Genomic DNA, 26,562 nt, shown 5'->3' with positions numbered 1-26,562 from the left:
AGACGAGGATGGGAAGTGGCGGCGGGAAGGACGTCGGACCGCCGCCGTGGCCGGCCGTCACCCACCGTCGGCGTCGCCGCGAAACAGTCGCGGCAGCGGCCGTTCGAAGGTCTGCCGGCCGGCCTTCCAGCCGGCGACGGGCTGGGCGATGCGGCGGACCGCATCGACCGCACTCGCCGCGTCGAGGATGAGGAGATCGGCCGGGGCGCCGACCGCCGGTGCCGACGGCCGCGATAGGCCGACCACCGACGCGGCGCCGTCGCTCACCATGGCAAAGCTCCGGGCGATCTCCTCGTCGGCGCCGATCTGCGCGACGTTGGCGAAGAGATTGGCCATGCGGATCAGCGAGGCGTCGCCGAAGGGCGTGAAGGGGTTGAGGACGTTGTTGGTGGCGACCGCGGTGCGGACGCCTGCGGCGGCGAGGAGATCCGCGCGCGCCATGCCCCGGGGGGCGAGGCGGTCGGCGCCGCGACCCATCAGATAGAGATCCGTCGCCGGCAGGACGACGACGCCGATATCCGCCCCGGCGAGTTGCTCCGCGAGGTCTTGGAACTCGTCCGGCGCCATCGCCGACAGCTTGCTGGCATGGCCGATCGAGACGCGGCCCTGAAGACCTCGCCGGCGGGTCGCCGCGATCAGGCTCGGAAGGTCCGAACCGTCCGGATCGAGATCGAAGTCGATGTGAAAGTCCGCCGGCACGTCGAACCGCTCGGCGAGGTCGAGGATCAGATCGATGTGCCGGACCGGATCGGGATCGGTATAGGGGCAGCCGCCGACGCTCGACGCCCCTTGCTCCAGCGCGGCGATCAGCAGGTCGTGGGTCGCCATCTCCTGGGTGAGCCCCTCCTGCGCGAAGGCACAGAGGTCGAGGTCGATCATCGCGGCATGGTCGCGCTTCAGCTGGACGAGCGCTTCGAAGGAGGCGAGGCCGACGCGCGGATCGGTCTCGACGAAGCTGCGCATCGCCACGGTGCCGTTGACGATCGCCGCTTCGAGGACCGTCTCGGCCCGCGCGTAGACGTCCTGCGGCGTGAAATCGGCCTTGGCTTCGGCGGTGAGCGACACCGCCTCCTTCAGCGTCCCGTCGCAGATCGGGCAGCGGCCGAGAATCCCGGCCTTGTCGAGATGGATGTGGGCGTCGACGAGGCCCGTGCAGACGAACCGTCCGTTCGCCGGGCGCTCCGGCGCGCCCTGCGGCAGGGCCGTCTCGATCGCGGCGATCCGGCCTTTCGCGACGCCGATGTCGACCGGCTCGTCGCGTCCGCCGATCCGGGCCTTTCTGAGGATGAAGTCGAACGTCGCCATTCTCTCCGCCTGGCCCGCCGGACGCTCAGCCGAGCTCAAAACTGGTGACGCCGAAGATCTCGTCGAGCGGCAGGGACGGCGCCGCGCCCCTGACCATGCGGGCCGTCTCGAAGACCGGTGCAAGGCCGCGTGTCTCCGCCAAGGCGACGGCGGCGCCGTTCGGCTCGGGAACGTCGAGGACGACCGCCTCGTCGGGCGGGACGCTGCGCACCAGCGCATCGAAGAGGCTGGAGGCGATTTCGGGCGTCTCTGCGAAGAGCGGCCCGATCTTGAAACCCACACGGCATGGACGGATGACGCCATAGCCGGCCGACGCGCCATCCGGTCGCTCGACGATCCTGGCGACGTGGCCGGGAGCGGCGAGCCAGGCCGCCAGAAACTGCGGGCGCTCGGTGCCGAAACGAGCGGCGTCGAAGTGCGCCAGTCGCTCGAAATCGTCCTGCGTCACCGGCCGCGTATCATCGGGCGCCTCGACGGCACGCGGCACCGGGCCTTCGTATCGGACGTTCCGATGCCGGAAGACGAAGCCCGATCTTGCGTAATTCGCCTGCTGGTCGACGACGCCGTCGAGACCGACGGAGCGTCCGGCCAGCCGCGCCATGCCCGCCTGCCAGAGCGAAAAGCCGATGCCGCGACCGCGTAGCTCCGGACGGACGATGAAAAAGCCGAGGAAGCCATGGGTTTCGCCATAGGCCACGACGGAGATCGCGGCGGTCGGCTGGCCGTCGAGGAAAGCCATCAGGAACCCGTCGGGATCGGCGGCGCGGAAGGCTTCGGCGTCGCAGAGGCCGGGGTTCCATCCCTCGGCGGCGGCCCATTCCACCGCGAGCGCCACCTCGGCCTCGCTCATGACGCGGACGTCGAGGCGGGGCGAGCCCGCTTCGACCGCTCTCATGCGGGCTCCCTCGCCTGCGCGACCATGCCTTCCGGATAGGCGAATCCCTGGTGCTTTTCGCGTGGCGCGCCGTAGCCGCCGCGCTTGGCGGTCTTCAGGCCGAGGGCCGCCGCCCCCTCCATGAGCTTGACCGCGGCCGAAACGCCCTCGACCACCGGCACGCCATGCTCCCGCGACAAGGCTTCGGCGAAGTCCGCCATTCCGGCACAGCCGAGCACGATCGCCTCCGCGCCATCCTCGGTGATGGCGAGGGCGATCTCCTCGGAAATCTTCGCCATCGCCGCCCCGGGATCGGCTTCGAGGGCGAGCACCGGGAGTTCCGATGCGCGCACGCTGGCGCAGAGGGAGGCGAGGCCGGCTCGAACGAGGTTGTCTTCGAGGATCGGCACGGAGACCGACAGGGTGGTGACCACCGAGAAGCGCCGGGCCACCAGCGTCGCCATCCGCGCCGCCGCCTCGCCGATGCCGATCACCGGGCATTCGAGCACCGAGCGTGCCGCCTCGAGGCCGGTGTCGTCGAAACAGGCGATGATATGGGCGTCGGCCCCGTCCCGCTCGGCGATGGCGAGGGCGTGGAGGAGCCCCGGTACGGCGAGCGCGCCGTCGACGTGGCCTTCGATCGAGACAGGCCCGGCGTCGTTCTGATAGGCGAGGATTTCAGTGCCCCGCGCCGCCGCTTGGCGCGCCGCGAGGGCGATCGTCTCGGTCATCGACCGGGTGGAGTTCGGATTGACGATCGAGATCCGCAAGGGGCCTCCTCAGATGGCTGATGGTCCCAGTCCGACCTTCGCCGCCAAGGCGTTAGGCCCGCCGGCAAGTCGCGACGAGGAAACTCATACGGCATCCGCACGATTTCGGGGCGGCGAATTTGTCACGCGGGCGATCCGATTTCGCAAAGACCCGGTCGCACGCTCATTCGGCGAGCGCGCGCAGCCGTCTGCGCCTCTGCAAAAGCACGAAGGCGGCGAGCGTCCCGAAGATGACGGTGAAGGACACCGCGGTGACGGACGTTCCGAGAGCATAGATTTCCGGGGTGGTCACCGTCGTCGTCAGCGCCGCCAGTTCGAGCGGCAGCGTGTTCGTCGAGCCCATGGCCTGACTGGACCGGGCGATCTCGTCCCAGGACAGCGTGAAGCCGAAGAGCGAGATGCCGATCAGGAACGGCGCGATCATCGGCAGGATGACATGGCAAAAGCTCTGCCAGTTCGAGGCGCCGAGATCGCGCGCCGCCTCTTCGTAGCTCTTGTCCAGCCGGTTGAAGACCGCGAACATGATCAGCAGGCCGAAGGGCAGCGTCCAGGACAGATGCGCGCCGAGGCCGGAGGTGAACAGGCCGAGCGAATTGCCGCGCCGGGAGACCAGGCCGATCGAGGCGAGGACCGGCCGGAAGACGTCGTCGAGAATGCGGAATTCCAGCGCGATGCCGAGCGAAACGACGATCGAGGGAACGATGAGACTGGCAATCGCGACATAGAAGAGCGGCGTCGCGCCGACGAACTTCTTGCGAAAGGCGAGCCCCGCCAGCACCGAGACGACGACGGTCAGCACCATCACCGTCAGCCCCAGCATCAGCGAGCGCTCGAAGGCGCTGCCGATGTCGACCGTGCCCCGCCCGCTCCACAGGCGCTCGAACCAGTAGAAGGAAAAGCCGTTCATCGGGAAGGTCAGCCCGCCCGAGGGCCCCTGGAAGGACAGGGTGAGGATCGTCACCACCGGCCCGTAGAGGAAGACCACGAAGAGTGCGAAGAACACCGCCAGCGCATAGAACGAGCGCGGCCTTCTCTCCTCGCGGTAAGCGGATCCCGCAGTCATCTCTCTAGAGCTCCTTGCGGATGTCGACGAGCCGCAGCATGCCCCAGATCGTCAGAAGCACCACGGCGAGGAGCACGATGGCGTTGGCGGCAGCGATGGGGAACTGCAGGAAGTTGATCTGGGTCTGGATGGTCTTGCCGACCGAGGCGATCTGCTGGCCGCCCATGATGCCGATGGTCAGATAGTCGCCGGTCACGATGGTGACGACGAAGATCGAGCCGATCAGGATGCCCGGCTTGACCAGCGGGATGATGACGTTGGTCAGCGTCTGCCAGCCGGAGGCGCCGGCGTCGTAGGCCGCCTCGATCAGCGAGCGGTCGATGCGCATCATCGAGTTGAAGATCGGCACCACCATGAACAGCGTGTAGAGGTGGACGAGGGCGAGCGCGACGGCGAAGTCCGAATAGAGCAGCCACTCGATCGGCGCATCGACGAGACCGATCGAGGTCAGCATCTCGTTGACGAGGCCGTTGCGGCCGAGAAGCGGAATCCAGGAGATCATCCGGATGACGTTCGAGGTCCAGAACGGGATGGTGCAGACCATGAAGAGAGCGATCTGCATCGGCAGGGTGCGGATGTGGAAGGCCAGGAAATAGGCCACCGTAAAGCCGATCAGAAGCGTCGCCACCCAGACGATGGCGACGAATTTCAACGTCGAGAGATAGGTCGCGAAGGTGGTGCAGAGGGCCGGAGAACCCGAGAAGCAGCCATAGAACACGTCCTGGTAGTTCGACAGGACGAAGGCCGGCTCGATCGAATATTCGGTGTAGTTCCAAAAGGACACGACGAAGGTCGCGACCAGCGGCAGGATGAAGAACAGGAAGAAGACGAGCGCCAGCGGCGCCGCCTGGGCATAGGGCACCCAGGCAGGAGTCCAGCTCGTGCGGCGCTTCCTCGCGCCGCTCGAAATGCCTTTTTCGGCATTGGACGCCCCGACCCGGGTCGAGGCGTCCATCGTGTCGGTCATGACCTCAGGCGGCAATGAACTCGTTCCACTTGCGGATCATGTAGATGTTCTCGTCCATGACGGCGTTCCAGCAGGCGACGGCGCCCATGCGCTCGTCGTAGGAGCCGCCGTCGCGGGTGGCGCCGGCCTTTTCGAGAAGCTTGCCGTCGGGGCTCATGATGTCCTTCTCGGCCGGCTTGCCCTCGAACCAATAGGCCCACTCATAAGGCTCCATCGCCTCCTTCGTGGTCTCGAGGACGGCGGTGTAGTAGCCCTGCTTGGCGAGATGGGCGCCGGCCCAGCCGGAGAGGAACCAGTTGATGAACTCGTAGGCGGCGTCCTTCTCGCGGTCGCCGATCGCCACCGGCAGGCCGAAGCCGGACGCCCAGGCGCGATACCCTTCCTTCAGCGGCTGGTACTTGCACTCGATCCCTTGCGTGCGCACGGCCGTCACCGCCGGCGACCACATCGACTGGATGACCACCTCGCCGGAGGCCATCAGGTTGACGCTCTCGTTGAAGTCGGTCCAGAAGGCCCGGAACTGGCCGTTGCGCTTGGCCTCGATCAGGACCGCGATGGTCTTGTCGATCTCCTCGCGGGTCATGTTGCCCTTGTCGCCGTATTTCATGTCGCCGCGGGCTTCGATCGCCATCGCCGCGTCCATGATGCCGATCGAGGGAATGTTCAGCGTCGCCGCCTTGCCCTTGAACTTCGGATCCAGCAGCGCCGCCCAGCTGTCGACCGGTCCGTCGATGAGATCGGGCCGAATGCCGAGCGTATCGGCGTTGTAGGTGGTCGGGATGAGGGTGAGGAAGCCGGTCTCCTCGCCGGCGAACTCGGTCGCCTCCTCGTCCGGCAGATACAGCACCTCCGTCGGCGCCGTGCCGTCGAGGCCGACCTTCTTGCCGTCGACAGTGCCGTTGCGGATCACCGAGGCGATCTTGTCGGACAGTTTGATCTTCGAGGCGTCGAGACCCATGATGTTGCCGGAGGGAAGCAGCTTCGGCAGGGCGAAATATTCGGTGTCGACGAGATCGAAGGAGTTCGGCTGGGTGATGACGCGCTTGGCGACGTCGTCCGTCGTCACCGCGATGTATTCGATGTTGATGCCGAGATCCTCGCCGGCCTTCGCGGCGATGGCCGGCGACTGGTTCACCGCCGTCGACAGATAGCGCAGCGTCACCTTCTCCTGGGCGATCGCCGGAAAGCCGGTGACCTTGGTGACGACCCCGGCCCCGGCGAGCGCCGCCGAGGCTTTCAGGATCGACCGGCGGGTGATGCCGCCACGGGTTTCCTTCAGGATAGTCATGATTCGGGGTTACTCCGTCTGATGGTTGGAAAACTGGGAGGGGATGAAGGTCAGGCGGCCAGTTCGTGCCTGTCGGACGGCTGCCAGGCGACATGGACCTCGTCGCCGACCTTGACCGGCGCGCGGTCGAATTCGCTTTCCGGCAGGGTCGCCAGAAGTTCGGTGCCGTCCCTGCGGGTCATCGCCACATGGACGGTCATGCCCTGATATTCGACGTCGGTGACCGTCGCGGTGTCGGCGGCCCCGGCGGACGCCGGAGCGGCGAGCTTCAGGCGATCGGCTCTGACGGCGTATTTCCGGCCGCCCTCCGGCACGACGTTGTGGCCGCCCATGAACTTGGCGACGAAGGTCGTCTTCGGCGCGTTGAAGACCTCGCGCGGCGATCCGACCTGCTCGATCCGGCCGTCGTTCATCACCACCACCATGTCGGCGAGCGCCATCGCCTCCTCCTGGCTGTGGGTGACGTGGATGAAGGAAATGCCGAACTCGCGCTGGTAGCGCTTCAGCTCGGCCCGCATGCGGATCCTGAGGAACGGGTCGAGCGCGGACAGCGGCTCGTCGAGCAGCAGCACCGTGGGGTTGGTGACCAGCGCCCGCGCCAGAGCGACGCGCTGCTGCTGTCCGCCGGAGAGCTGGCTCGGCAGCCGGCCTCCGTATTTCGTCATGTCGACGAGGTCGAGCAGTTCGTCGGCCCGGCGCAACCGCTCGGTCTTGCCGACGCCCGCCATCTTCAGCGAGAAGGCGACGTTCTCGCGCACCGACAGGTGCGGAAACAGCGCGTAGTTCTGAAACATCATCGCCGTGCCGCGCTTGGCCGGCGGCAGGTCGTTGACCACCGTGTCGCCGATCATCACGTCGCCGTCGGAGATGAATTCGTGGCCGGCGATCATCCGCAGCGTCGAGGACTTGCCGCAACCGGACGGCCCGAGCAGGCAGCAATAGGTGCCGGCGGGAATCTTCAGGGAGACGGCGTCGACGGCGACCGTCTCGCCATAGGCCTTGGTGACGGCGGCAAGTTCGAGATCGGCGGCTTGGTTCGGCAAGGCATGACTTTCGCATGAGGCGTTACGCGCCGATCAATGCAACGGCCGTGCCAACTCGCGAAGACCGGGCGGTGCCGCATTTCTCCGCAATGCCGGCCGCCCTATTTCGAGCGAAGATGCTCAAAACTGCGGCATTGCGAGGAAAAAGCCGGCAAACACCAGGACGCGAGGCGAAACGAGCCGCCAGGGCGAAAGACCGCTCCGGAGGACGTCACACTGCCGGCGATCGGCCCTCGTAGGCCCGGGCGAGGTCGATCAGATCCGCCTCGCGGCCGAGCGGCGCGATGATCTGCACGCCGGTGGAGAGCCCGTCGCGAAAGCCGGCAGGAAGGGCCAGGACCGGGCAGCCGGACAGGGTTCCCAAGGCGACGCATTCCATCCAGCGGTGATAGCTGTCCATCTTCCGGCCGGCTATCTCCTGCGGCCAACGCCAGTCGACCGGGAACGGCCAGACCTGTGCTGCGGGCAGAGCCAGGACGTCGAAGCGGCGGAACAGATCGAGCAGCCGCAGATGCAGGACCGTGCGGGTCTCGAATGCATGGTGCAGGTCGAGGGCGGACCGGGTGCGACCATTCTCGATCTCCCACTGCATCTCGGGCTTCAGCAGGTCGCGCTTTGTCGGGTCGTCGAAGAGCGGCCCGTAGCGCATGGCGAGCGCCGCCTGCCGCTGGACGACGAAGCCCTGCCACAGCCGCTCGGGGTCGAAGCCGAGGTCGCATGGCATCGTCTCGGCACCCTGTAGCCGCGCGAGAGCTGCGAGGCCGGTGTCGGTGATGCCGTCTTCCATGGCGAGATGGCCGCCGAGATCGCCGAGCCAGCCGATGCGTACCGGCCGGTCCTGCGAAAAGCGCGAAGTGCCCAGGCTTTCGAGGCGAGAAGACAGCGGCTGGCGCGGATCGGCGCCGGACTGCACCGAAAGCAGGAGGGCAAGATCCTCGGCGCTCCGCGCCATCGGGCCGTCGGTCGCCAGCTGCGCCTCGAAGACGTTGCCGGCCGGCAGGCTCGGCACCCGCCCGAAGGAGGGGCGCAGGCCGTAGACGTTGTTGAAGGCGGCGGGATTGCGCAAAGATCCGCCCATGTCCGAGCCGTCGGCGATGGGCACCATGCGCGTCGCCAGCGCCACAGCGGCCCCGCCGCTCGATCCGCCGGCCGAGCGGCTCGGGTCGAAGGCGTTGCCCGTCGCGCCGAACACCTCGTTGAAGGTGTGGGAGCCGAGACCGAATTCCGGCGTGTTGGTCTTGCCGATGACGATCGCGCCGGCAGCGCGGATGCGGGCCGTGGAGATCCCGTCCTCGTCCGGCACGTGGTCGCGGAAGATCGGCGAGCCGAAGGTGGTCGTCAGCCCCTTCGTCGGGGCGAGGTCCTTGATCGCGACGGGCAGGCCGAAGAGCGGGCCGATTTCGGCCCCCGCTCCGCGCACGGCGTCCTTGCGCGCCGCGTCCGCGAGAACTTCCGCCCGCGGTCGGAGGGAGACGATGGCGTTGTGGACGGGGTTGATCGCGTCGATCCGGTCGAGAAAGGCCGTAACGACCTCGACGACCGAAACCTCCCCTGCCGTGATCGCGCCGACGAGGTCGCCGGCGGACATCGCGCAGAGGGCGGGGATGTCGCCCTCCGGCGCCCGCAGCGAATGAGCGGCAGCGAAGGGCGACACGACGCCGCCCTTCGCTGCGTTCTCCTCCGACGTGCCGCCCGGAAGCGTCACGGCCGCGCCCCGGCGAGGAGAGGAAGAGCGCCCATCAGTCGAGCTCCGCCAGAAGCCCGGCGATCAGCCGGCCGCGCGAGGCGAGGCTGCCCACCTCGATGTGCTCGTTCAGCGTATGGACGTCGGCGCCGACGACGCCGAGGCCGTCGAGGGTCGGCAGGCCCATCGCGCCGGTGAAGTTTCCGTCCGAGCCGCCGCCCTCCGAAGCATGGGCGAGCGGAAAGCCGAGATCGCCGGCGATGCGTTTTGCCCGTTCGAACAGATCCATCGTCCCTGCGCTCGCCTCCCAGACCGGCCGAACGACGCTCTTTTCGACGAAGAAGCCGGTGCCGTCCGCCTCTCTCCGGTCGAAGGCCATCAGCCGCGCCGCGCCGCGGTCGAGATCGTCCTGGCGCTTGGCCATCGACAGGCATTCGGCCCGGCAGACCGTCGGCACGCAGTTCACCCACTGCCCGCCATGGACGACCGAGACGGAGAAGGTGCAGTCGTCGTCGGTCATGTCCTCGATGGCGAGGAGTTCCTTCGCCATCATCTTCACCGCCGACTGCCCGGCTTTCAGCGCCGCACCGGCATGGCTCGGCCGGCCCATGGCGGTGAGGTGGTAGCGGGCGATGGCATAGCGGCCGGTGACGACGGTGTTGCGGCCCCAGGCGGGTTCGGGAACGAGGACGTATTTGTGCTTGGCCGCTTCCGCCTCGATCAGCGCCCTCGTGCCGGGCGTGCCGATCTCCTCGTCGGAGGTCAAAAGCACGTGCACCGGCAGCGGCGTCTTCACCCCCATGTCGGCCAGCGCCTTCACCGCGCCGATCGCGGCGTAGTTGCCGCCCTTCATGTCGCAGATGCCCGGCCCCCAACAGCGATTGCCCTCGCGCCGGAACGGCAGCTTCTCCAGCGTTCCCAGCGGATGCACCGTGTCGAGATGACCGATGATCAGAACGCCGGGCTCGCCAGAGTTTTCATGCGGAAAGGCGGCTCTGGCGCAATCGCCAAGACCCTCTGGTCCAGGGATCATCTCGACCGAAAAGCCGAGATCCTCCATGTCCTGCGCCGCCATCGCCGTCATCTTGTCCACTGACGGCTTGTCGTAGGTCGGGCTCTCCAGCTCGACCCAGCGCTTCAGGCCATTCAGCATCGCCTCCGCATCGAGCGGCACGGCATTCACGTCGATCGTCATTTCGGTCCTCGTTTCGTCGATTCAGGCCGGCTGTGCAAGGTGTGGGGTGCGATCTCGCGGGTCGAAGCGGGTATCGACGCTGCAGAATGGGCGCCAGCATCAAGCCTTCGTCATCCCGGGCTTGACCCGGGATCCATTCCAAACCGTTGAAATCGTTGTAGCCAAGCGTTGGCAACACGCCGGTTTCCTCTACGGTGAAAAACCGGTTCGACGATTTGGAATAGATCCCGGCTCGGGGGCCGGGATGACGAAGCTTCGATTTCCGCGAGCGTTCTTCCACGCCGGGGGCGGTGACACACCGGGGTCGGTGACATGCGACTGCAGGCCAAACCGGACTAGGTGTGGTACTGTCACCCCACCGGCCGCATGTTCCCGTCCGCGCGGCCCCCTCGCCCTTCGAGGCCACCTTTGGCGGCACCTCAGGATGAGGGGGACTGGTCACTTCGCGCCACGCTTCCACGGATGGGTGCATTCGCAAGGCTCCGGCTCTCTCATCCCGCCGCCAGCCGCATCTCGGCCACCCGGGCGAGCAGGCTGGCGCCGATGGGCAGGATCTCGTCGTCGAGGATGAAGCCGGGATTGTGCAGCGGCATCGTCCCGCCGTGGCCGACCCAGCAATAGGCGCCCGGCACGGCCTGCAGCATGTCGGCGAAGTCCTCGCTGCCCATCATCGGAGCGGGCTCGGTCAGGACGCCTGCGTCGCCGACGACGTCGACGGCGGCAAGGCGCATGGCCTCCGTCTCGGCCGGGTGGTTCTCGAGCACCGAAAAGACGTTGCGGATGTCGATGTCGATCTCGCACTGATACATCGCCGCGGCACCGGCGCAGATCTCGCGCATGCGGCGGGCGACGAGGTCGCCGACCGCATCGTCGAAGAACCGGACGGTACCGCCGAGTTCGGCGCTTTCCGGCACGACATTGTAGGCCGAGCCGGCATGGATCTTGGTGATCGACAGAACGGCGGGGAGCATCGGATCGACATTGCGGCTGACGATGCTCTGCAGACTCTGGGACAGCGACGTCGCGATGACGATCGGGTCTTTCGAGTCGTGCGGCCGTGCGCCGTGACTGCCGCGGCCCTTGACGGTGATATCGAAGAAGCTGGCGCCGGCCATCGCCTTGCCCGGAAAGATCCCGACCTCGCCGAGAGCGAGCATCGGACTGTTGTGGATGCCGTAGATCTCGTCGCAGGGGAAGCGCTCGAACAGCCGGTCGGCGATCATCGCCCGGGCGCCGCCGAGCCCCTCCTCCGCCGGCTGGAACACGAAGGTCACCGTACCCTTGAAATCGCGCTTTGCCGCCAGATACCGCGCCGCACCGAGGAGCATCGTCGTGTGCCCGTCATGGCCGCAGCCATGGAAGCGCCCGGCATTGGTCGAGCGGTAGGGAAGGTTCGTCAGCTCGTCCATCGGCAGGGCGTCCATGTCGGCCCGAAGGCCGATCGTCCGGCCCTGCCCGCCGGTCCCCTTCAGGATGCCGACGACGCCGGTCCCGCCGACGCCCGTATGGACCTCGTCGAAGCCGTAGGATTGCAGCGCCTCGGCGACGATGCCGGCGGTGCGGACCTCCTCGAAGCCGATCTCCGGATGGGCATGGAGATCGCGGCGGATCGCCGTCAGGTCGGTGGCGAAGCTCGCGATCTCGGGAATGATGGTCATCATGGTCTCCTTGCGGGCGCCGCGCCCGGCATCGTTATCGGTCGATCGGATGAGTTCAAGGGAGGGCCGGCCCGTCGGGGCTGAGGGCGACACCTCGCCTAAGCTTCGTGAATGGGAGGGATGCGGGAGACAGCGGCATCGGCCCCGGCGCCGTCGCCACCAGGATCGTCTCGGCGATCGGCGCGAAGTCGGCGCGGAAATGCACCGAACTCTTGACCACGAGAACCGCCTGGGCTTCGGGCTCGATGCCGACGAAGCGGAACATTTCGCGATCGGCCATCTGCGCCTTCTGCGAGGCGACGACGACGCGGACGCCGCCGATCTTCAGGCAGGCCGACAGCCCCAGCCGCATGCGCGCGCCGCCATAGAAGGCGCCGGGCGCGACGAAGGCGCCCTCCGAGAGGGCGGCGACCTCGAACTCGCCTTCGAAGGGCGCGTCGCCGGGGATATGCGAGCCGCCGCCGAGTTTCAGCCGCAGGCGAGCGCCGGTTCCTGCCTCATGCGCGGCCTTCGCGGCGGCCGGATCGACGATGACGCCGATCGCGGCGCGCTCCGCCCCTGCCTCGACCAATGCCCGCAGCATGCCGGTCGTGTCGGAATCGCCGCCGGCGCCGGGATTGTCCTGGGTGTCGGCGATGACCACGGGTTTCGTGGCACCGGCTGAAATCCGCATCGCCTCGCGCACCGCATCGCGCGGCTCGTAGGACTTGCCGGCGAAAGCCGGCCGCGCCGCCTCGATCCGCCGGACGATGTCGTCGGCGGCCCTGTCGGCGGCCGCCTGCGTCTCGCCATAGGCGAGGACGGAGGGGCCGCAGTCGGCGATGTCGGCGGCCGGAAAGCCGCAGAGAAACGACAGCGAGGCGACCGGGCCAGTCTCGGCCGCTCCGATCTCGGCATAGATCGAACGCTTCGGTTCCATGACCGTCGACTGCCAGGCGATCGGGATCAGGAACGGGATCTGACGGAAGGCTTTCGCGTGGCGTTCGCCGGACAGGAGCCTTTCGAGATGGACCGCCGTGCGCCGGCCGGTCTCGGCCATGTCGACATGGGGGTATGTCCGATAGGCGACGAGGGCGTCGGCCGCCTCGACCATCCGGGCGGTGACGTTGCCGTGCAGATCGAGGCTGGCGACCAGCGGCACGTCGGGGCCGATAAGGTCTCGCACCCTTTGCAGCAGTTCGCCCTCCCCGTCGTCGCAATGCTCCGTGACCATCGCGCCGTGGAGGTCGAGATAGACGCCGTCGAGGGGAAGCGCGGCCTCGATCGCTTCGAGGATGCGGGCCGAAATCGTCTCGAAGGCCTCCTCGGTGACGTGGGCCGAAGGGCTCGCCGCGCACCAGAGCGTCGGCTGGAGCGCCCAGCCCCGCCGCTCGGCTTCCTCGATGAAACCGCAAAGGCCCATGTTGACGTTTCGCAGCGCCCCGAAGACGGCGGGCCCTTCCACGAGCGCCGGCCAGCCGCCGCCTTGCCGGAAGGCGTCGAGCGCCGCCTTGGTCGGGGCGAAGGTGTTGGTTTCGTGCATGAAGCCGCCCACCGCGATGCGCGGCGCACCTTCGCGTTCGACGATATCCGTCATGCCGTCGCCTCGATGCTGCCGGGACCGCCGGGAGCGAGCGGCCGGAAATTCGGGAAATCCCAGTGCCGGCCGGGCGCCGCCTCGATCAGCTGACGCGTATAGGCTTCGCGCGGATTGCCGAGCACCTCGGCGGTCGGCCCGTATTCGACCACCCGGCCGTTCTGCATCACCACCACCTCGTCGCAGATCTGGGCGGCGACCCTGAGATCGTGGGTGATGAAGAGCAGCGCGATGCCGAGTCGCGTCTGGATCTCGTCGAGGAGGTCGAGCACCTGTGCCTGCACCGAGACGTCGAGGGCCGAGACCGCCTCGTCGGCGACGAGGACGTCCGGCTCCATCGCGAGCGCCCGGGCGATGGCAATGCGTTGGCGCTGGCCGCCGGAGAACTGATGCGGATGGCGGTCGACGGCGTCGGCGGGCAGGCCGACGAGTTCGAGCAGTTCCATCGCCCGCTCCCGCGCCGCCCTCGGCTCGCTGCCGTAGTTGATCGGGCCCTCGGTGATGCTGTCGCCGACGGTGAGGCGCGGATTGAGCGAGCGGTTCGGATCCTGGAAGATCATCTGGATGCGCTTGCGCATCGGCCGCAGCGCCCCGCGTGAAAGCCCGACGATCTCCTCGCCGCGCAGGCGGATCGATCCCTCGGTCGGATCGATCAGCCGCATCACGCAGCGCGCCACCGTAGACTTGCCGGAGCCGCTCTCGCCGACGACCCCGAGGGTGCGCCCGCGCTTGAGCTTGATGTTGACGTCCTTGGCCGCGACGGTGCCCTGACGCTTCCGAAACAGCGACGGCTGGCGATAGACCATGCCGAGTTCCGAAGTCGACAGGACCACCTCGCGGGAGGCCGCCGCCCGCCCCTCGCGCGGATGCAGCGCCGGCACCGCGGCGAGGAGATCGCGGGTGTAGTCCCGTTCCGGCTTTTCGAGAATCCGCTGGATCGGCCCCTCCTCGACGATCGCGCCGTGGCGCATGACATAGACCCGCGTCGCGATGTCGGCGACGACGCCCATGTCGTGGGTGATGAACAGGACCGAGGTGCCGAGCCTCTCCTGGATCTCGGCGATGAGCCTCAGGATCTCCTTCTGGGTGGTGACGTCGAGCGCCGTCGTCGGCTCGTCGGCGATGAGGAGCTTCGGTTCGAGCACGAGGGCCATGGCGATCATCACCCGCTGGCGCTGGCCGCCGGAAAGCTGGTGCGGATGGGACCGGCACATGCGCTCGACGTCGGGCAGGCGGACGAGTTCCAGAATGCCGCGGATCCGGTCCCGCCGCTCCTTCGCGCTCATCTGCGAATGGGCGCTCAGAACCTCCTCCAATTGCCGCTCGATCGTCAGAACGGGGTTCAGGGCGGTCATCGGCTCCTGGAAGATCATCGACATGCGCGTCGCCCGCAGCTGCCGGAGCCGAGCCGGCCTGGCGGTCAGGACGTCCTCGCCCTCGACCAGGATGCGGCCCGACCGCGCCATGAGCGCGCCTTTGGGCAACAGCCCCATCGTCGCGAGCGAGGTCACCGACTTGCCGGAGCCGCTCTCGCCGACGAGGCACACCGTCTCGCCGGGCGCCACGCGCAGCGATACGCCGGAGAGGATCTTCGCCGAATTGCGGCCCGCCGTCTCGACGACGAGATCTTCGACGACGAGGACGTCCTCGGTCTTCGCCTCGGGCATTCTCGATGCGTCCATCAGCCGGCCCTCCCCTTGCCGAGCCGCGGGTCCATGACGTCGCGCGCCGTGTCGCCGAGGATGTTGATCGACAGGATGCAGAGCGACAGGAACAGGCCGGGCCAGAAGACGAGGCCGGGCTTCAGCTGGAAGTAGAGCCGCCCCTCGGACATGATGTTGCCCCAGGACGGCGTCTCGGTGCCGATGCCGGCACCGAGGAAGGACAGGATCGCCTCCGTCAGGATCGCCGAGGCGCAGACATAGGTGCCCTGGACGATCAGCGGTGCGATGGTGTTCGGCGTCAGATGCCGCCACATGATCTTGAAAAGGCTGGAGCCGACGGCGATCGCCGCCTCCACATAGGGCTCCTCGCGCGCCGACAGGACGACGGAGCGCACCAGCCGGACCACCCGCGGGATCTCCGGAATGGTGATGGCGACGAGGACGGTCCAGAGGCTGGAGCCGGCGAGCGAGACGATGGCGATGGCGAGGAGGATCGACGGGATCGCCATCAGCCCGTCCATGATCCGCATCAGCACCGCGTCGATCCAGCGGAAGAAACCGGCGAGAAGCCCGAGCGGCAGGCCGACGAGGACGGCGACGAAGGCCGCCCCGAGCCCGACGATCAACGAGATCTGCGCGCCGTAAAGCGTCCGCGAGAAGACGTCCCGGCCGTAAGGATCGGTGCCGAAGGGATGCGCCCAGCTCGCCGGCGCCAGCCGCTCCATCGGGTTCATCGCGATCGGATCGTAGGGCGCGATCAGCGGCGCGAAGACCGCGGCGACGACGATGAGGGCGAGGCAGATCGCCGCCAGCGTCGGCGCAAAGCGCAGGCGCGAGACCGCGATCTGCGGCAGGAACCTCCGCCGGATGACCGGTTCGGCCGAAGCAAGGGTCGCTTTGTCGGCCATCAGTAGCGGATCCTCGGGTCCATGAAGGCGTAGGAAATGTCGATCAGCAGGTTGATGACGACGTAGATGCCGCTGGTCAAAAGGATGAGGGCCTGGATGACGGGGTAGTCGCGCGCCAGGATCGCGTCGACGGTCAGCCGCCCGAGGCCGGGAATGTTGAAGACGCTCTCGGTGACGACGACGCCGGAGATCATCAGCGCGAAGCCCGTGCCGACGACGGTGAGGATCGGCACCGCGGCGTTGCGCAACGCGTGGCGGAACAGGACGACGCGCTCGGACAGGCCCTTGGCGCGGGCCGTGCGCACGTAGTCCTCGCCGAGAACGTCGAGCATGGCGGCCCGGGTCATGCGGGCGATCAGCGCGATGTAGATCGTCGCCAGCGTCAGGGCCGGCAGGAAGATGCGCGAGAAGAACGGCCAGAACCCCTCCCCGATGCTCTTGAAGCCCTGCACCGGGAAGATCCTGAGATCGATGGCGAAGATCTGGATGAAGATGTAGCCGGTGACGAAGACCGGGATCGAGAAGCCGAGGACCGAGATCGCCATCACCGCGCTGTCGGTCAGGCTGCCGTGACGCCAGGCGGCGAGGACGCCCATCGGGATCGACAGGAGAAGGGTGATCAGCATGGTGACGATGGCGAGGCTCAGCGTCGGCTCGAGCCGCTGGCCGATCAGCCTGAGGACCGGGGTCTTCGAGATCAGCGAGCGGCCGAAGTCGCCACTGAGGAGCTGCCCGCTCCAGGTGACGAACTGGGTGACGAGCGGCTCGTTGAGGCCGAGGCTCTGGCGGATCTGATCGAGCTGCGCGGGGGTCGCCATGTCGCCGGCGATGATCGCCGCCGGGTCGCCGGGCGTCAGCCGCAACAGCAGGAAGACGAAGAGCGCGACGACGATCATCACGGGGATCGAGGCGAGGATGCGGCGTGCGATGTAGGCGAGCATGGGTCGAGCCTCGCGGCAGGCGTGTCGGCACGGCGCCGACGGAAAGGCGCCCCGGCCGCCGGACGGCCGAGGCGAAGGTCAGGCGCGGGCGGTCAGTCGGCCGCCTTCTCGACGTTCCAGAACACCGGCACCGGCATTTTCAGCATGCCGCTCAGCGATTTGCGGGAGGTCGAAGGGATCGTGTACTCGCCGACCGGAATGTAGTTCACCACCTCGAAGGCATGGGCCTGGATGTCGGCGGCGATCTCTTTGCGCGTCTCGTCGTCGCTTGCCTGGGCGAACTTCGTGCGCATCTCGTCGAGTTCCGGATCGTCCGGCCAGCCGAACCACGCCGCTTCCTTGCCGCCGCCGTTGAGCATCGGATTGTTGATCGGGCTCCAGACCTCGGGAATGATCCAGTTGGTGAAGAACATGTTCCAGCCGCCGTCCTTGACCGGCGCCTGACTGGCGCGGCGGGTGACGAGCGTCTGCCAGTCCATCGGCTGCATGTCGACGGAGAATCCGGCCTGGCGGAGAAGCTGCGCCCCAACGACCGGCTGCGGGGCGATCGAAGGCACGTCGGTCGGCTGCATCAGGACGATCGGCGTGCCGTCGTAGCCGGCTTCCTCCAGCATCGCCTTGGCCTTCTCGGGCTGCGGGCCGGACATGATCGGCTCGGAGCCGGCATCGGTCGCGAAGGGCGTCCCGCAGCCATACATCGAGCCGCAGCTCTTCATGTATTCCGGATTGCCGACGAGGGCTGCGAGGATCGGCTCCTGGCCGAGGGCGGTCATCGCGGCCTGGCGGATCTTGACGTCGTCGAAGGGCGGGTTCAGCCAGTTGAGCCGCGCCATGGTCTGGTAGCCGAGCGGGCTGAGGACCTCGACCGTCAGATCCGGATTGGCCTGGAGCAGCGGCAACAGGTCGATCGGCGTCTGTTCGAGGAAGTCGATCTCGCCGCCATTGATGGCGTTCACGGCGGTCTGGATGTCGGGCATGACGACCCAGGTCACGCGGTCGACGTTGACCACCTTGCCGCCGGCGGTCCAGCTCGGCGGCTCGTCGCGCGGCACGTAGTCCTCGTTCTTTTCGTAGACGGCCCGCACGCCCGGCTCGAATTCGGCCTCGACGAACTTGAACGGACCGGAACCGGTGTAGTCGGTGATCGACTCCCCCGCCGGCGTTTTGGCGACGCGCTCCGGCATGATGAAGGTCGGAAGCCCGGAGGGCTTGGCCATCAGTTCGAGCACGTAGGAGAACGGCTCCTTCAGCTTCAGGACGAAGGTCTTGTCGTCCTTCGGCTCGAGACTCTCCACCGACTTGAACATCATCTGCGCGCCACCGTCGCGCTCGCCCCAGCGCTTCAGCGAGGCGACCGCATCGGCGGAGGTGACCGGCGCGCCATCATGCCACTTCAGCCCGTCGCGCAGCGTGAAGGTGTAGGTGAGGCCGTCGTCGGACACCTCCCACGACGCCATCTGCGGCTGCGGCTTCAGGTTCTCGTCCATGCCGAGCAGCGTGTCGTAGATCATGTAGCCGTGGTTGCGGGTGATGTGCGCCGTGGTGATCACCGGATCGAGCACACGGATGCCCGAATGCATGACGGCGCGGATCTCCTGCGCGTCGACCGGCGCGGCGGCGAAGCCGGACAGGGCGACCACGGAAGCGAGCAGGGCCGATCGGACGAGCCGGGACGGTCGGAAGGCGGCGGCATTGGCAAGGAAGGACATGCAAGCGTCTCCGGTTGAGCGAGCGAAGGGCTCCAGGAAGAAGCGGCGATGATTAGCGCATTGCGCTCATCATTTGTGGATTGAGATATGGTAGGAACACGACTAGGATTCAGTCAACCGTTTTGAATGACCAAATAGTGTGCAGTACGAAATGGCGGCTGAAACGAGCAAGCGAAGCGACACCCATTTCGTCGCGTCGCTGGAAAAGGCGATGCGGGTCCTGGAGGCGTTCGGCTCGGAGCGGCCGCGCATGGGACTGACCGAACTCGCCCATGCGACGGGCCTCGATCGCAGCAGCGTCCAGCGGGTGACCACGACCTTTCACCGGCTCGGCTATCTCGACAAGGATTCCGCGACGCGCCGCTTCAGCCCGTCGATCCGCATGACCGAACTCGCCAACGCCTATCTGTGGTCCGACGAACTCGTGCAGCGGGCGATGGCCCGGCTGATCGATCTCCGGCAGACCCTGGGCGAGACGATCAACTTCTCGCGCCTCAGCGGCTCCGACATCGTCTACACCGTCCGCCTGCCGAGCGCCCGCACGAGCTACGCGGCGATGATCGCCGGCCGCCGGGTGCCGGCTTTGAACACCTCGAGCGGCCGGGTGATGCTCGCCCAGCGCGGCCCGGAAGAGCGGCTCGCCTGCATTCGCGAGTGGCCGATGCAGAGATTCACCCCCGATACCGTGATGTGCCGCGACACGGTGCGCGACCTCGTCGAAGAGGCCGCCGAGACCGGCTATTCGATCGCCGAGAACGAACTTCAGATGAACGAACTCGCCGTCGCCGTGGCGGTCGACCGCTCCGGCGAGGGGGCCATTCACTGCTCGGTGAGCGCCACCCTGTGGAGCCGCGACCGGCTGAAACGAGAGGTGATCCCGCGGCTGCGCGACGCTGCCAACGGCATCGGATGAGCCGCCGTCCCGATCCGCAAGGCACCGCCGCGAGCGAACTGCTCCATCCGAAACCATCGAGCGAAGAGCGCCTGCCTTGAGCAATTTTTCCAAAGCCCGGACCGTTCGCAAACCTGCCGCGATCTCGAAGCACGGCATCGTCGCGGCGCAGCATCGCCGCGCCGCCGAGATCGGCGCCGAGGTGCTGGCAGCCGGTGGTGACGCTCTCGATGCCGCGACGGCCGTCTCCTTCGCCATCGGGGTTCTCGAACCCTGGATGAGCGGGCCGGCCGGCGGCGGGGCGATGATGGTCTGGCGGGCGGAGGAAGCCCGGCCCTACGCGGTCTCCTACGGCATGCGGGCGCCGCAGGCCCTCGACCCGAACGACTTTCCGCTGTCCGGCGATGGCGTCGCCGGCGACCTCTTTCCATGGAAGCGGGTGGTGGAGGACCGCAATCTCGAAGGCGCCACCGCCGTCGCCGTCCCCGGCCTCGTCGACGGCATCGGCATTGCGCACGAACGGTGGGGACGCATGCCCTGGCGTGACCTGGTTCGGCCGGCTGCCGCCCTCGCCCGCGAGGGACTTTCCGTCGACTGGTATGCCGGCCTCGTCATCGCCTCCGCGGCCCGCTCGCTCGCCCGCGATCCGGATGCGGCGGCGCTGTTCCTGGAGGATGGCGTCTGGCCGCCGGTCGGCGCCTGGACGGCGCTCACCGAGGTCCGGCTGCCCTTTGCCCGCATGGCCGACACGCTGGAGATGATCGCGGCCAACGGTCCGCGCGAAATGCATGACGGCGACGTCGCCCGCGCGCTGGCCGCCGACGTCGCCGCCAAGGGCGGATCGCTCCGCCACGAGGATCTCTCCGCCTATCGCGCGACCATCGACGAACCGCTGTCCTTCAGCGCCTTCGGCGGCCGATTCCACGTCACCCCGACGCTGACCGCCGGCCCCACCTTCGCCGACACGTTTTCCCGCCTGGAAGCGCTCGGCCCGGCGGACGGCGAAGGCGAGCGCCTCGTCGCCATGGCGACCGCGCTGTCCGGCGCCTATGCGAACCGCCTCGTCCGGATGGGCGATCACGAAAGCCCGGCGGCCCCCGGCTCGACCACCCATTTCTCGATCGTCGACCGGGACGGCAACATGGTGGCGATGACCCAGACGCTCCTGTCGGTCTTCGGCTCGAAGGTGGTGTCGCCCTCGACCGGCCTTCTCCTCAACAACGGCATCATGTGGTTCGACCCCGAACAGGGGCGGCCGAATTCGCTCCGGCCCGGCAGCCGCTGCCTGATGAACGTCTGCCCGGTGATCGGCGAGGTCGGCGACCGGCGCTTTGCGGTCGGGGCGTCGGGCGGGCGCAAGATCCTGCCCGCCGTCGCGCAGTTGTCCCACCGGCTGCTGGCGCTCGGCGACGACATCGACACCGCCTTCCATGCGCCGCGGATCGACGTCTCCGGCGGCGCGGCGATCATCGCCGACGAGGCAGTGCCGGGCGAGGCGCTGGGGCATCTTGCGGCGAAGTTTCGGGTCCGCACCGCCGAGCGCCTGCCCTTTCCTTACGCCTTCGCCTGCCCGGCCGGAGTGATGCGCGAGGGCACGGTGAATTCCGGCGCGAGCGAGCCGTCCTCGCCCTGGGGCGACGCCGTCGCCGCGACGAGCTGACGCCCGAGGCGAGGCCTCCCGGGACCCTCAGTCCTGCAGCGCCCGCAACGCCTCCGGCTTGATCAGCCACAGCGCCAGGGCACCGAGCGCCGCGAGCGGAGCCATCATCACCGCCGCCGCTGCCATCGTCGCCAGCCGTTCGAAGGCCAGCGTGTCGATGTCGGTGGCGATGTTCAGGAAAGCCAGCACGGTGATCGTCAGGCAGGTGATGAAGCCGGTATAGCTCTGCGGCAGGATGCGGAAGCCGAGCGGCAGCGCGACGGCGCCGATCGGGGCGAGCCACCAGGGCTCGGCCGTCAACTGCCCGAGGCCGAACAGCAGCAGCGTCCCGACGACGGTCCCGACGCCGCGCTGGAAGGTGCGCGAGAACAACTGGCCGTGCGGCGGCAGGCAGAGCGCCACGAAGGTCAGCGGAAACCAGAAACCGTGAGCACCGAAGTGGCGTTGGCCGACATAGACCGAGATCGCCAGGCCGACCGCGAAAACCGCGCCGAATACCGCCGAATACTGGCTCGACGCCGCCTCTTCCGGCGGCAGCGTCGCGGCGAGGCCGGCAAAACGTGTGACCAGGAGGCTCCAGATCATCGACAGGCAATAGACGAGAAACAGCGCCTCGGGCCGGTCGGCCGGCATCAGGGAACTCGTGAAGATCGTCCAGAAGATCAGCCCGCGAACCACCGGGCGGGCAAAGCCGTAATGCCCGGCCGTGGCCGCAGCGATCCCGACCATCGGCGCGACGAGCAGCGTCATGTCCGGTCTGCCGAGGCAGACGAAACCGGCAAGTCCGGTCGAAAAGACGATCAGCCCGGCCGTGCCGGAGCGCACGTCCTTCGAGGCGAGATGCGCCGACATCGCCGCGATCAGGGCGGCGATGGCGAGCTTGCCGAAGAAAAATCCGCAGACGACGGGCGGAAGCGCAGCCGCAGCGAGGGTCGCCGCCACCGAAAGCCACGGCATCGGTTCCCCCGAAACCCGGACGGTGCCCCGCACCACCTCGGCGAAACGCCGCGACGCCGTGGGCTTGGCGCCGCTCCTTCCGTCCGGTTCGCCCGGCGGCCCAGAGTTCGGCCGGGCCGGCGCTTTCACGCCGGATAGATCCATTGTTCGGGAATGTGGGCCTCGAAGCCCTCGCCCTCTCCGATCGTCCCGGGCTTTTCCACCCATGCGACCAGGCCGCGCCGCTTCCTCGCCGCCCGCACGAAACCGAGTTCGACGTCGGTGCCGCCACCGACCTTCTCGGCGATCGAGCGGCCGGCGAAGCGGCAGGGCGCGTTGTCGCCGTCGACCTTCAGCGTCACGCCGCCCCGGAAGAACAGCAGCGTTCGCGGCGGCAGCAGCGAGAGCTGGGCGATACCCTCGACCAGCAGATTGCCGCCGATCCATTCGGGCCTGATCTCGGCGATGTCCATGGCAGCGGCGACGGCAGCCAGTTCGTCGGAGGCGAGCAGCGACAGCTGGCGCTCGTTGCGCATCTCCGTTCCCCGCTCGTACCAGGGCTCGCGACCGCCGGAGCGGCGCGTGAAGCCGCCGTGGCGATCCCCGGCGATGCCGTCGAAGCCGAGGTCGAGGCTTTCCACGCGCACCGTCTCGAAGTCCTCGCCCCGGGTGCGAAAGAGCCCGCCGATCCGCCCCTCCAGCCGCCTTGCCCGTGTCATCGCCGGCAGTTCGAAGAAGGGCAGCGTCGTCTGGCTCATGGAGCGTCTCCAGGTGAAGGCGATGAAATCTTTCGCCGATGCGGCCGAAAGGAACAAGTCCGGCCGGAGATCTGCCTCGTCAGCCGTCTTCTTCCATCGCCCGGCGCTGCTCCTCGAGACGGCCGGTGTCGAAGGTCGCGACACGATAGACATAGAAGGCGGCGATGGCGATGATGATGGCGTTGGAGACGGGTCCGACGTAGCCCTCCACCAGTTCGTACTGCTGGCCGAGCAGAAAGCCGACGATGGTCAGGAGCGCCGTCCAGATCGCCCCGCCAATGGCCGAATACAGGAGAAACGTCGGCATCGGCATGTGAGCGATCCCCGCCGGTACGGAAATCAACGTTCGCACGGTCGGCACGAGTCGACCGAGCAGGACGGCGCTGGCGCCACGACGACGGAACCAGGAATTGGCCTTGTCGACGTCGGCGGGGGAAAGCGTCAGCCAGCGCCCGTATCGCAGGGCCAGCCGCTTCATCCGCCGCTCCCCGAGATAGTGGCCCGCATAGTACCAGGGGACGACGCCGAGCAGCGAGCCGACGGTGCCGGACGCGATGACCGCGAACAGCGACATCCGCCCGGTCGAGGCCTCGTAGCCGGCGAGCGGCATGATCAGCTCGGACGGGATCGGCGGAAAGACGTTTTCGAGCAGCATCAGAAGGCCGATGCCGAACACGCCGAGATTGTCCATGACGATGCGGACGAATTCGTCCATCGGGTCGCTTTCCTCATTTCGACTGTCACCTCGCGCCGGTCAGCCGACGCGTTTCGACAAGGCGATGCCCCGCGACATCGTTCCCTCTCGAATGATCGAGACCGGGCGATCGGAACAACGCGGCCGCGCCGCCGCCGGCGGGCCGCCGCTCGCACCCGCGATCGGCAGCATCGTCAGGCGGCTCAGATCCGTCCGCCCGCGGCCTCCAGCGCTTCGGGCGTATCGACGTCGAGGCTCGCCGCGGAGCCGATCTCGACCTCGACCAGGGCCTCCGGATTGGCGGCGATGATCCGCGCCGCACCGACGTCGCCGATCAGCGCCTCGATCGCCGGGGCGAAGTGGCTTGCCAGGACGACGGGATTGCGGCGTTCGCCCCGGTCGCAGGCGGCGACGATGGCGCCCTTGCCCTCGCCGGTGAACGAGGCGATGAGGCGGTCGACGTCCTGCGAGGTCAACTGCGGCTGGTCGGCCAGCATGACGAGGACGCCGTCGGCCTCCTTCGAGGCGATGAACCCCGCCTTCAGCGAGGACGAGAGACCTTCCGTGTAATGCGGATTTCCGACGATCTCCACGTCCAGACCATCCAGCGCTGCGATGACGTCCGCCCGCATGTGTCCGACGACGACGCGGACCGCATCGGCGTTGCGTGCGCCGAGCGCCGTCTCCACCGTCCGGCGGATCAACGGCTTGCCGTCGAATTCGGCGAGCAGCTTGTTCGGACCGCCCATGCGGCTCGACCGGCCGGCGGCGAGCACCACGACGTCGACGGAAAGCTCGTCGCCGTCCGCATCGTCGCGCTTGCCTTCTCGGGGCCGCGGCCGCGAAGCGATCTCCATCAACAACCCGCCCACCCCCATCTTGCGGATGTCTTCACCCGATACGTCGAGATCTGCGAGCAGGCGATTGAGAACCCAGTCGAAACCGTTCTCCTTCGGACTTCTGGCGCAGCCCGGTGCACCGAGCACGGGCCGCCCGTTCAGCCGGCCGAGCAGCAGGAGATTGCCCGGATCGACCGGCATGCCGAGATGATCCACCGTACCGCCGGCCATCCGGATCGCGGCGGGAATGACGTCGTCTCCGTCGATCACGGCGGAGGCGCCGAAAACCAGCACGAGATCGTCCTCGCCGGTCTTGCCGAGCGCTTCGGCCAGCGCCGCCGCCTCGTGCGGGCAGCGCATCTCGGCGGCGAGTTCCGATCCCGTCGGGGCGAGCCGCGCCTCGGTCACCCGCCGGGTCTTGTCCAGCATCTTGGAGCGCGTGCCGGGAAGTTCGGTCTGGATCAGCGCGACCTTGCGCGGACGGAACGGCGACAGGCGAAAGGCCGGCTTCTCGGCGAGGATCGCGAGCACCCTCTCCACCGAGGCACCCGCAACGGCGAGCGGAATGATCTTCACCGTCGCGACCATCCGGCCCCCCGCCACCGGCTCGAACTCACCGAGGGTCGCCAGCGTGATCGCCGGGTCGACGGCGTTCACCCGGTCGATCGTCTCGCGATCGGGCACGAAGAGCCCGGCGGCTCCGCCGAAGACGTTGACGCGCCCGGTTGCGGCGTCGGCGACGACGAGATGCGAGCCGCCCAGCCCCCCGCCGATCCGGGCGGCCGCCTCGTCCTCGGTGAGATCGCCGGCGTCGAGGCGGGCGACGACGAGTTCCTCGACGCCGGCCGCGAGCAGCGCCGCGACCTCGTCACGCGTCAGCCTGGTGCCCTTGGCGATCTTGCCGCCCTCGACACTCTTGGAATGGGCGAGCAGCGTCCCTTCTGCTTCCCTCGTCGGAACCGCGCCAAATCTCATGAAGGCTCCGTCTCTCCGCGACGATCGGCGAACATCTTGCGCTTGCGGAAGGCGGCGATCACCGAGGCGAGGATGGCGACGGCGATCTCGCCCGGCGTCGCCGCGCCGATGTCGGCGCCGATCGGTGCCTCGATCCGGTCGATCGACGATTGCGGAATGCCGGCCTCCTGCAGCCGCTCGACCCGCTTCGCATGGGTCTTCCGGCTGCCGAGCGCGCCGACGTAGAAGCACCCCGTCTTCAGGGCCGAGATCAGCGGAAAGTCGTCGATCTTCGGGTCGTGGGTGATGACGCAGACGGCGGTGTAGGGATCGAAGGGTCGCGCCGTCAGGACGGTCTCGGGCCACTCGGCATGAAGGATCGCGCCCGGAAAGCGCTCCTCGCTGGCGAAAGCCGTGCGCGGGTCGATGATCTCGAAGTCGAAGCCGGCGATCTTCGCCATCGGCGCCAGTGCCTGGCTGATGTGGACGGCGCCGATCGAGACGATCCGGGCCGGCGGCAGATGGGCGTTGAGAAAGACTTCGCCCTCGCTCGTCGCGGCGATGCCGGACTTGCCGGAGCGGATCGCCTTTTCCACCTCGGCGGCCAGCGGATCGGCGCCGACCTCGGCCTCGCGCACCAGACGCTGCCGGCCGGAGGCGAAGTCGGTCACCACCACGGCCGCGCGGCGGGCGGCCCGCTCCGCGTTCAGCGCGGCGAGAAGGCTGCGGTCCATCAGTTCACCTTTTCGACATAGACGCGGATGCGCCCGCCGCAGGAAAGCCCCACCCGCCAGGCCGTCTCGTCGGCGACGCCGAATTCTAGCATCCGTGGCTCGCCGGCCTCGATGACGTCGATCGCCTCGGACACGACCGCCCCCTCGACACAGCCGCCGGAGACCGAGCCTTCGAAGTTCCCCTCCGCGTCGATGACGAGGTGGCTGCCGGTCGGGCGCGGGGCCGAACCCCAGGTTTCCACGACGGTGGCGAGCGCCATCGAGCGGCCCTCGCCTGCCCAGCGTTCAGCCGTCTTCAGGACGTCGAGTTCGGTGACAGTTTCGGACATGGCAATCCTCGCAATCTCGTTGCGGCGTATCGCTCGGTACGCTCTGCGCCCTTCGCGCCCCCTCTGTCCTACCGGACATCTCCCCCACAAGGGGGGAGATCGGAACTTGTTCAACGACGCC

At 68.0% G+C, this 26,562-nt stretch carries 23 protein-coding genes; 2 read left to right on the top strand and 21 right to left on the bottom strand.

Features of this window, described 5'->3' with window-relative positions; all coding sequences use genetic code 11:
- Positions 1-57: 57 nt before the first annotated feature.
- From LZD57_RS18095 to LZD57_RS18025, 15 genes are all read right to left on the bottom strand, one after another.
- A complete protein-coding gene (locus tag LZD57_RS18095; protein ID WP_233720889.1) occupies positions 58-1,305 on the bottom strand; it encodes an amidohydrolase family protein in 1,248 nt (415 codons plus the stop codon).
- Between the two features lie 25 nt (positions 1,306-1,330).
- Complete coding sequence (locus LZD57_RS18090) at positions 1,331-2,200, bottom strand: GNAT family N-acetyltransferase (RefSeq protein ID WP_233720888.1); 870 nt, start codon at positions 2,198-2,200, stop codon at positions 1,331-1,333.
- Positions 2,197-2,949 carry an aspartate/glutamate racemase family protein gene (locus tag LZD57_RS18085; protein ID WP_233720887.1) on the bottom strand — a complete coding sequence of 251 codons (753 nt, stop codon included), beginning with the start codon at positions 2,947-2,949 and terminating at the stop codon, positions 2,197-2,199. The genes LZD57_RS18090 and LZD57_RS18085 overlap by 4 nt, the downstream gene beginning before the upstream one ends.
- Before the next feature lie 163 nt (positions 2,950-3,112).
- Positions 3,113-4,012, bottom strand: a complete 900-nt coding sequence (locus tag LZD57_RS18080) for an ABC transporter permease (protein WP_233720886.1) — start codon at positions 4,010-4,012, stop codon at positions 3,113-3,115.
- 4 nt (positions 4,013-4,016) lie between these two features.
- A complete protein-coding gene (locus LZD57_RS18075) occupies positions 4,017-4,967 on the bottom strand; it encodes an ABC transporter permease (RefSeq protein ID WP_420844832.1) in 951 nt (316 codons plus the stop codon).
- A 16-nt stretch (positions 4,968-4,983) separates the two neighbouring features.
- The gene (locus tag LZD57_RS18070; RefSeq protein WP_233720884.1) at positions 4,984-6,267 is read right to left on the bottom strand and encodes an ABC transporter substrate-binding protein; all 1,284 of its coding nucleotides are present in this window, start codon (positions 6,265-6,267) and stop codon (positions 4,984-4,986) included.
- Positions 6,268-6,317: 50 nt separating this feature from the next.
- Positions 6,318-7,310: an ABC transporter ATP-binding protein gene (locus LZD57_RS18065; RefSeq protein ID WP_233720883.1), complete on the bottom strand. Its 993-nt coding sequence runs from the start codon at positions 7,308-7,310 to the stop codon at positions 6,318-6,320.
- Positions 7,311-7,521: 211 nt separating this feature from the next.
- Positions 7,522-9,015 (bottom strand): amidase, encoded by a 1,494-nt coding sequence (locus tag LZD57_RS18060; RefSeq protein ID WP_233720882.1) that lies wholly within the window; start codon positions 9,013-9,015, stop codon positions 7,522-7,524.
- A gap of 34 nt (positions 9,016-9,049) precedes the next feature.
- On the bottom strand, positions 9,050-10,189 hold the full coding sequence (locus LZD57_RS18055) for a M20/M25/M40 family metallo-hydrolase (RefSeq protein ID WP_255700032.1): 1,140 nt from the start codon (positions 10,187-10,189) through the stop codon (positions 9,050-9,052).
- Positions 10,190-10,680: 491 nt separating this feature from the next.
- Positions 10,681-11,847 (bottom strand): M20 aminoacylase family protein, encoded by a 1,167-nt coding sequence (locus LZD57_RS18050; protein WP_233720881.1) that lies wholly within the window; start codon positions 11,845-11,847, stop codon positions 10,681-10,683.
- Positions 11,848-11,902: 55 nt separating this feature from the next.
- Positions 11,903-13,423: a M81 family metallopeptidase gene (locus LZD57_RS18045; protein WP_233720880.1), complete on the bottom strand. Its 1,521-nt coding sequence runs from the start codon at positions 13,421-13,423 to the stop codon at positions 11,903-11,905.
- Positions 13,420-15,105, bottom strand: coding sequence for an ABC transporter ATP-binding protein (locus LZD57_RS18040; protein WP_233720879.1), 1,686 nt, complete (start codon positions 15,103-15,105; stop codon positions 13,420-13,422). Before LZD57_RS18040 ends, LZD57_RS18045 begins: the two co-directional genes overlap by 4 nt.
- Complete coding sequence (locus LZD57_RS18035) at positions 15,105-15,995, bottom strand: ABC transporter permease (protein WP_233720878.1); 891 nt, start codon at positions 15,993-15,995, stop codon at positions 15,105-15,107. Before LZD57_RS18035 ends, LZD57_RS18040 begins: the two co-directional genes overlap by 1 nt.
- Positions 15,995-16,936, bottom strand: a complete 942-nt coding sequence (locus LZD57_RS18030) for an ABC transporter permease (RefSeq protein ID WP_233720877.1) — start codon at positions 16,934-16,936, stop codon at positions 15,995-15,997. Before LZD57_RS18030 ends, LZD57_RS18035 begins: the two co-directional genes overlap by 1 nt.
- 92 nt (positions 16,937-17,028) lie before the next feature.
- Entirely contained in the window at positions 17,029-18,645 is a 1,617-nt protein-coding gene (locus LZD57_RS18025) for an ABC transporter substrate-binding protein (RefSeq protein ID WP_233720876.1), read from the bottom strand.
- Positions 18,646-18,796: 151 nt separating this feature from the next.
- Here LZD57_RS18025 and LZD57_RS18020 point away from each other — a divergent pair, with 151 nt between their 5' ends.
- Positions 18,797-19,558 carry an IclR family transcriptional regulator gene (locus LZD57_RS18020; RefSeq protein ID WP_233720875.1) on the top strand — a complete coding sequence of 254 codons (762 nt, stop codon included), beginning with the start codon at positions 18,797-18,799 and terminating at the stop codon, positions 19,556-19,558.
- Between the two features lie 76 nt (positions 19,559-19,634).
- On the top strand, positions 19,635-21,197 hold the full coding sequence (locus LZD57_RS18015) for a gamma-glutamyltransferase (RefSeq protein ID WP_233720874.1): 1,563 nt from the start codon (positions 19,635-19,637) through the stop codon (positions 21,195-21,197).
- Positions 21,198-21,224: 27 nt separating this feature from the next.
- Here LZD57_RS18015 and LZD57_RS24180 read toward each other — a convergent pair whose 3' ends face one another.
- The 6 genes from LZD57_RS24180 to LZD57_RS17985 all read right to left on the bottom strand — a co-directional run bounded on the left by LZD57_RS24180 (position 21,225) and on the right by LZD57_RS17985 (position 26,441).
- The gene (locus tag LZD57_RS24180; protein WP_233720873.1) at positions 21,225-22,283 is read right to left on the bottom strand and encodes an FUSC family protein; all 1,059 of its coding nucleotides are present in this window, start codon (positions 22,281-22,283) and stop codon (positions 21,225-21,227) included.
- A complete protein-coding gene (locus LZD57_RS18005) occupies positions 22,280-22,891 on the bottom strand; it encodes an MOSC domain-containing protein (protein WP_233720872.1) in 612 nt (203 codons plus the stop codon). Before LZD57_RS18005 ends, LZD57_RS24180 begins: the two co-directional genes overlap by 4 nt.
- 79 nt (positions 22,892-22,970) lie before the next feature.
- The gene (locus LZD57_RS18000; RefSeq protein ID WP_233720871.1) at positions 22,971-23,606 is read right to left on the bottom strand and encodes a DedA family protein; all 636 of its coding nucleotides are present in this window, start codon (positions 23,604-23,606) and stop codon (positions 22,971-22,973) included.
- A 182-nt stretch (positions 23,607-23,788) separates the two neighbouring features.
- On the bottom strand, positions 23,789-25,399 hold the full coding sequence (locus LZD57_RS17995) for an NTP transferase domain-containing protein (RefSeq protein WP_233720870.1): 1,611 nt from the start codon (positions 25,397-25,399) through the stop codon (positions 23,789-23,791).
- Positions 25,396-26,112: an XdhC family protein gene (locus LZD57_RS17990; protein ID WP_233720869.1), complete on the bottom strand. Its 717-nt coding sequence runs from the start codon at positions 26,110-26,112 to the stop codon at positions 25,396-25,398. Before LZD57_RS17990 ends, LZD57_RS17995 begins: the two co-directional genes overlap by 4 nt.
- Positions 26,112-26,441, bottom strand: coding sequence for an XdhC family protein (locus tag LZD57_RS17985; RefSeq protein WP_233720868.1), 330 nt, complete (start codon positions 26,439-26,441; stop codon positions 26,112-26,114). The genes LZD57_RS17990 and LZD57_RS17985 overlap by 1 nt, the downstream gene beginning before the upstream one ends.
- Positions 26,442-26,562: the final 121 nt, after the last annotated feature.

The organism is Jiella avicenniae, assembly GCF_021390325.1.
Classification (GTDB): Bacteria; Pseudomonadota; Alphaproteobacteria; order Rhizobiales; family Rhizobiaceae; genus Jiella; species Jiella avicenniae.
This window is presented reverse-complemented; position numbering and strand designations above follow the sequence as displayed.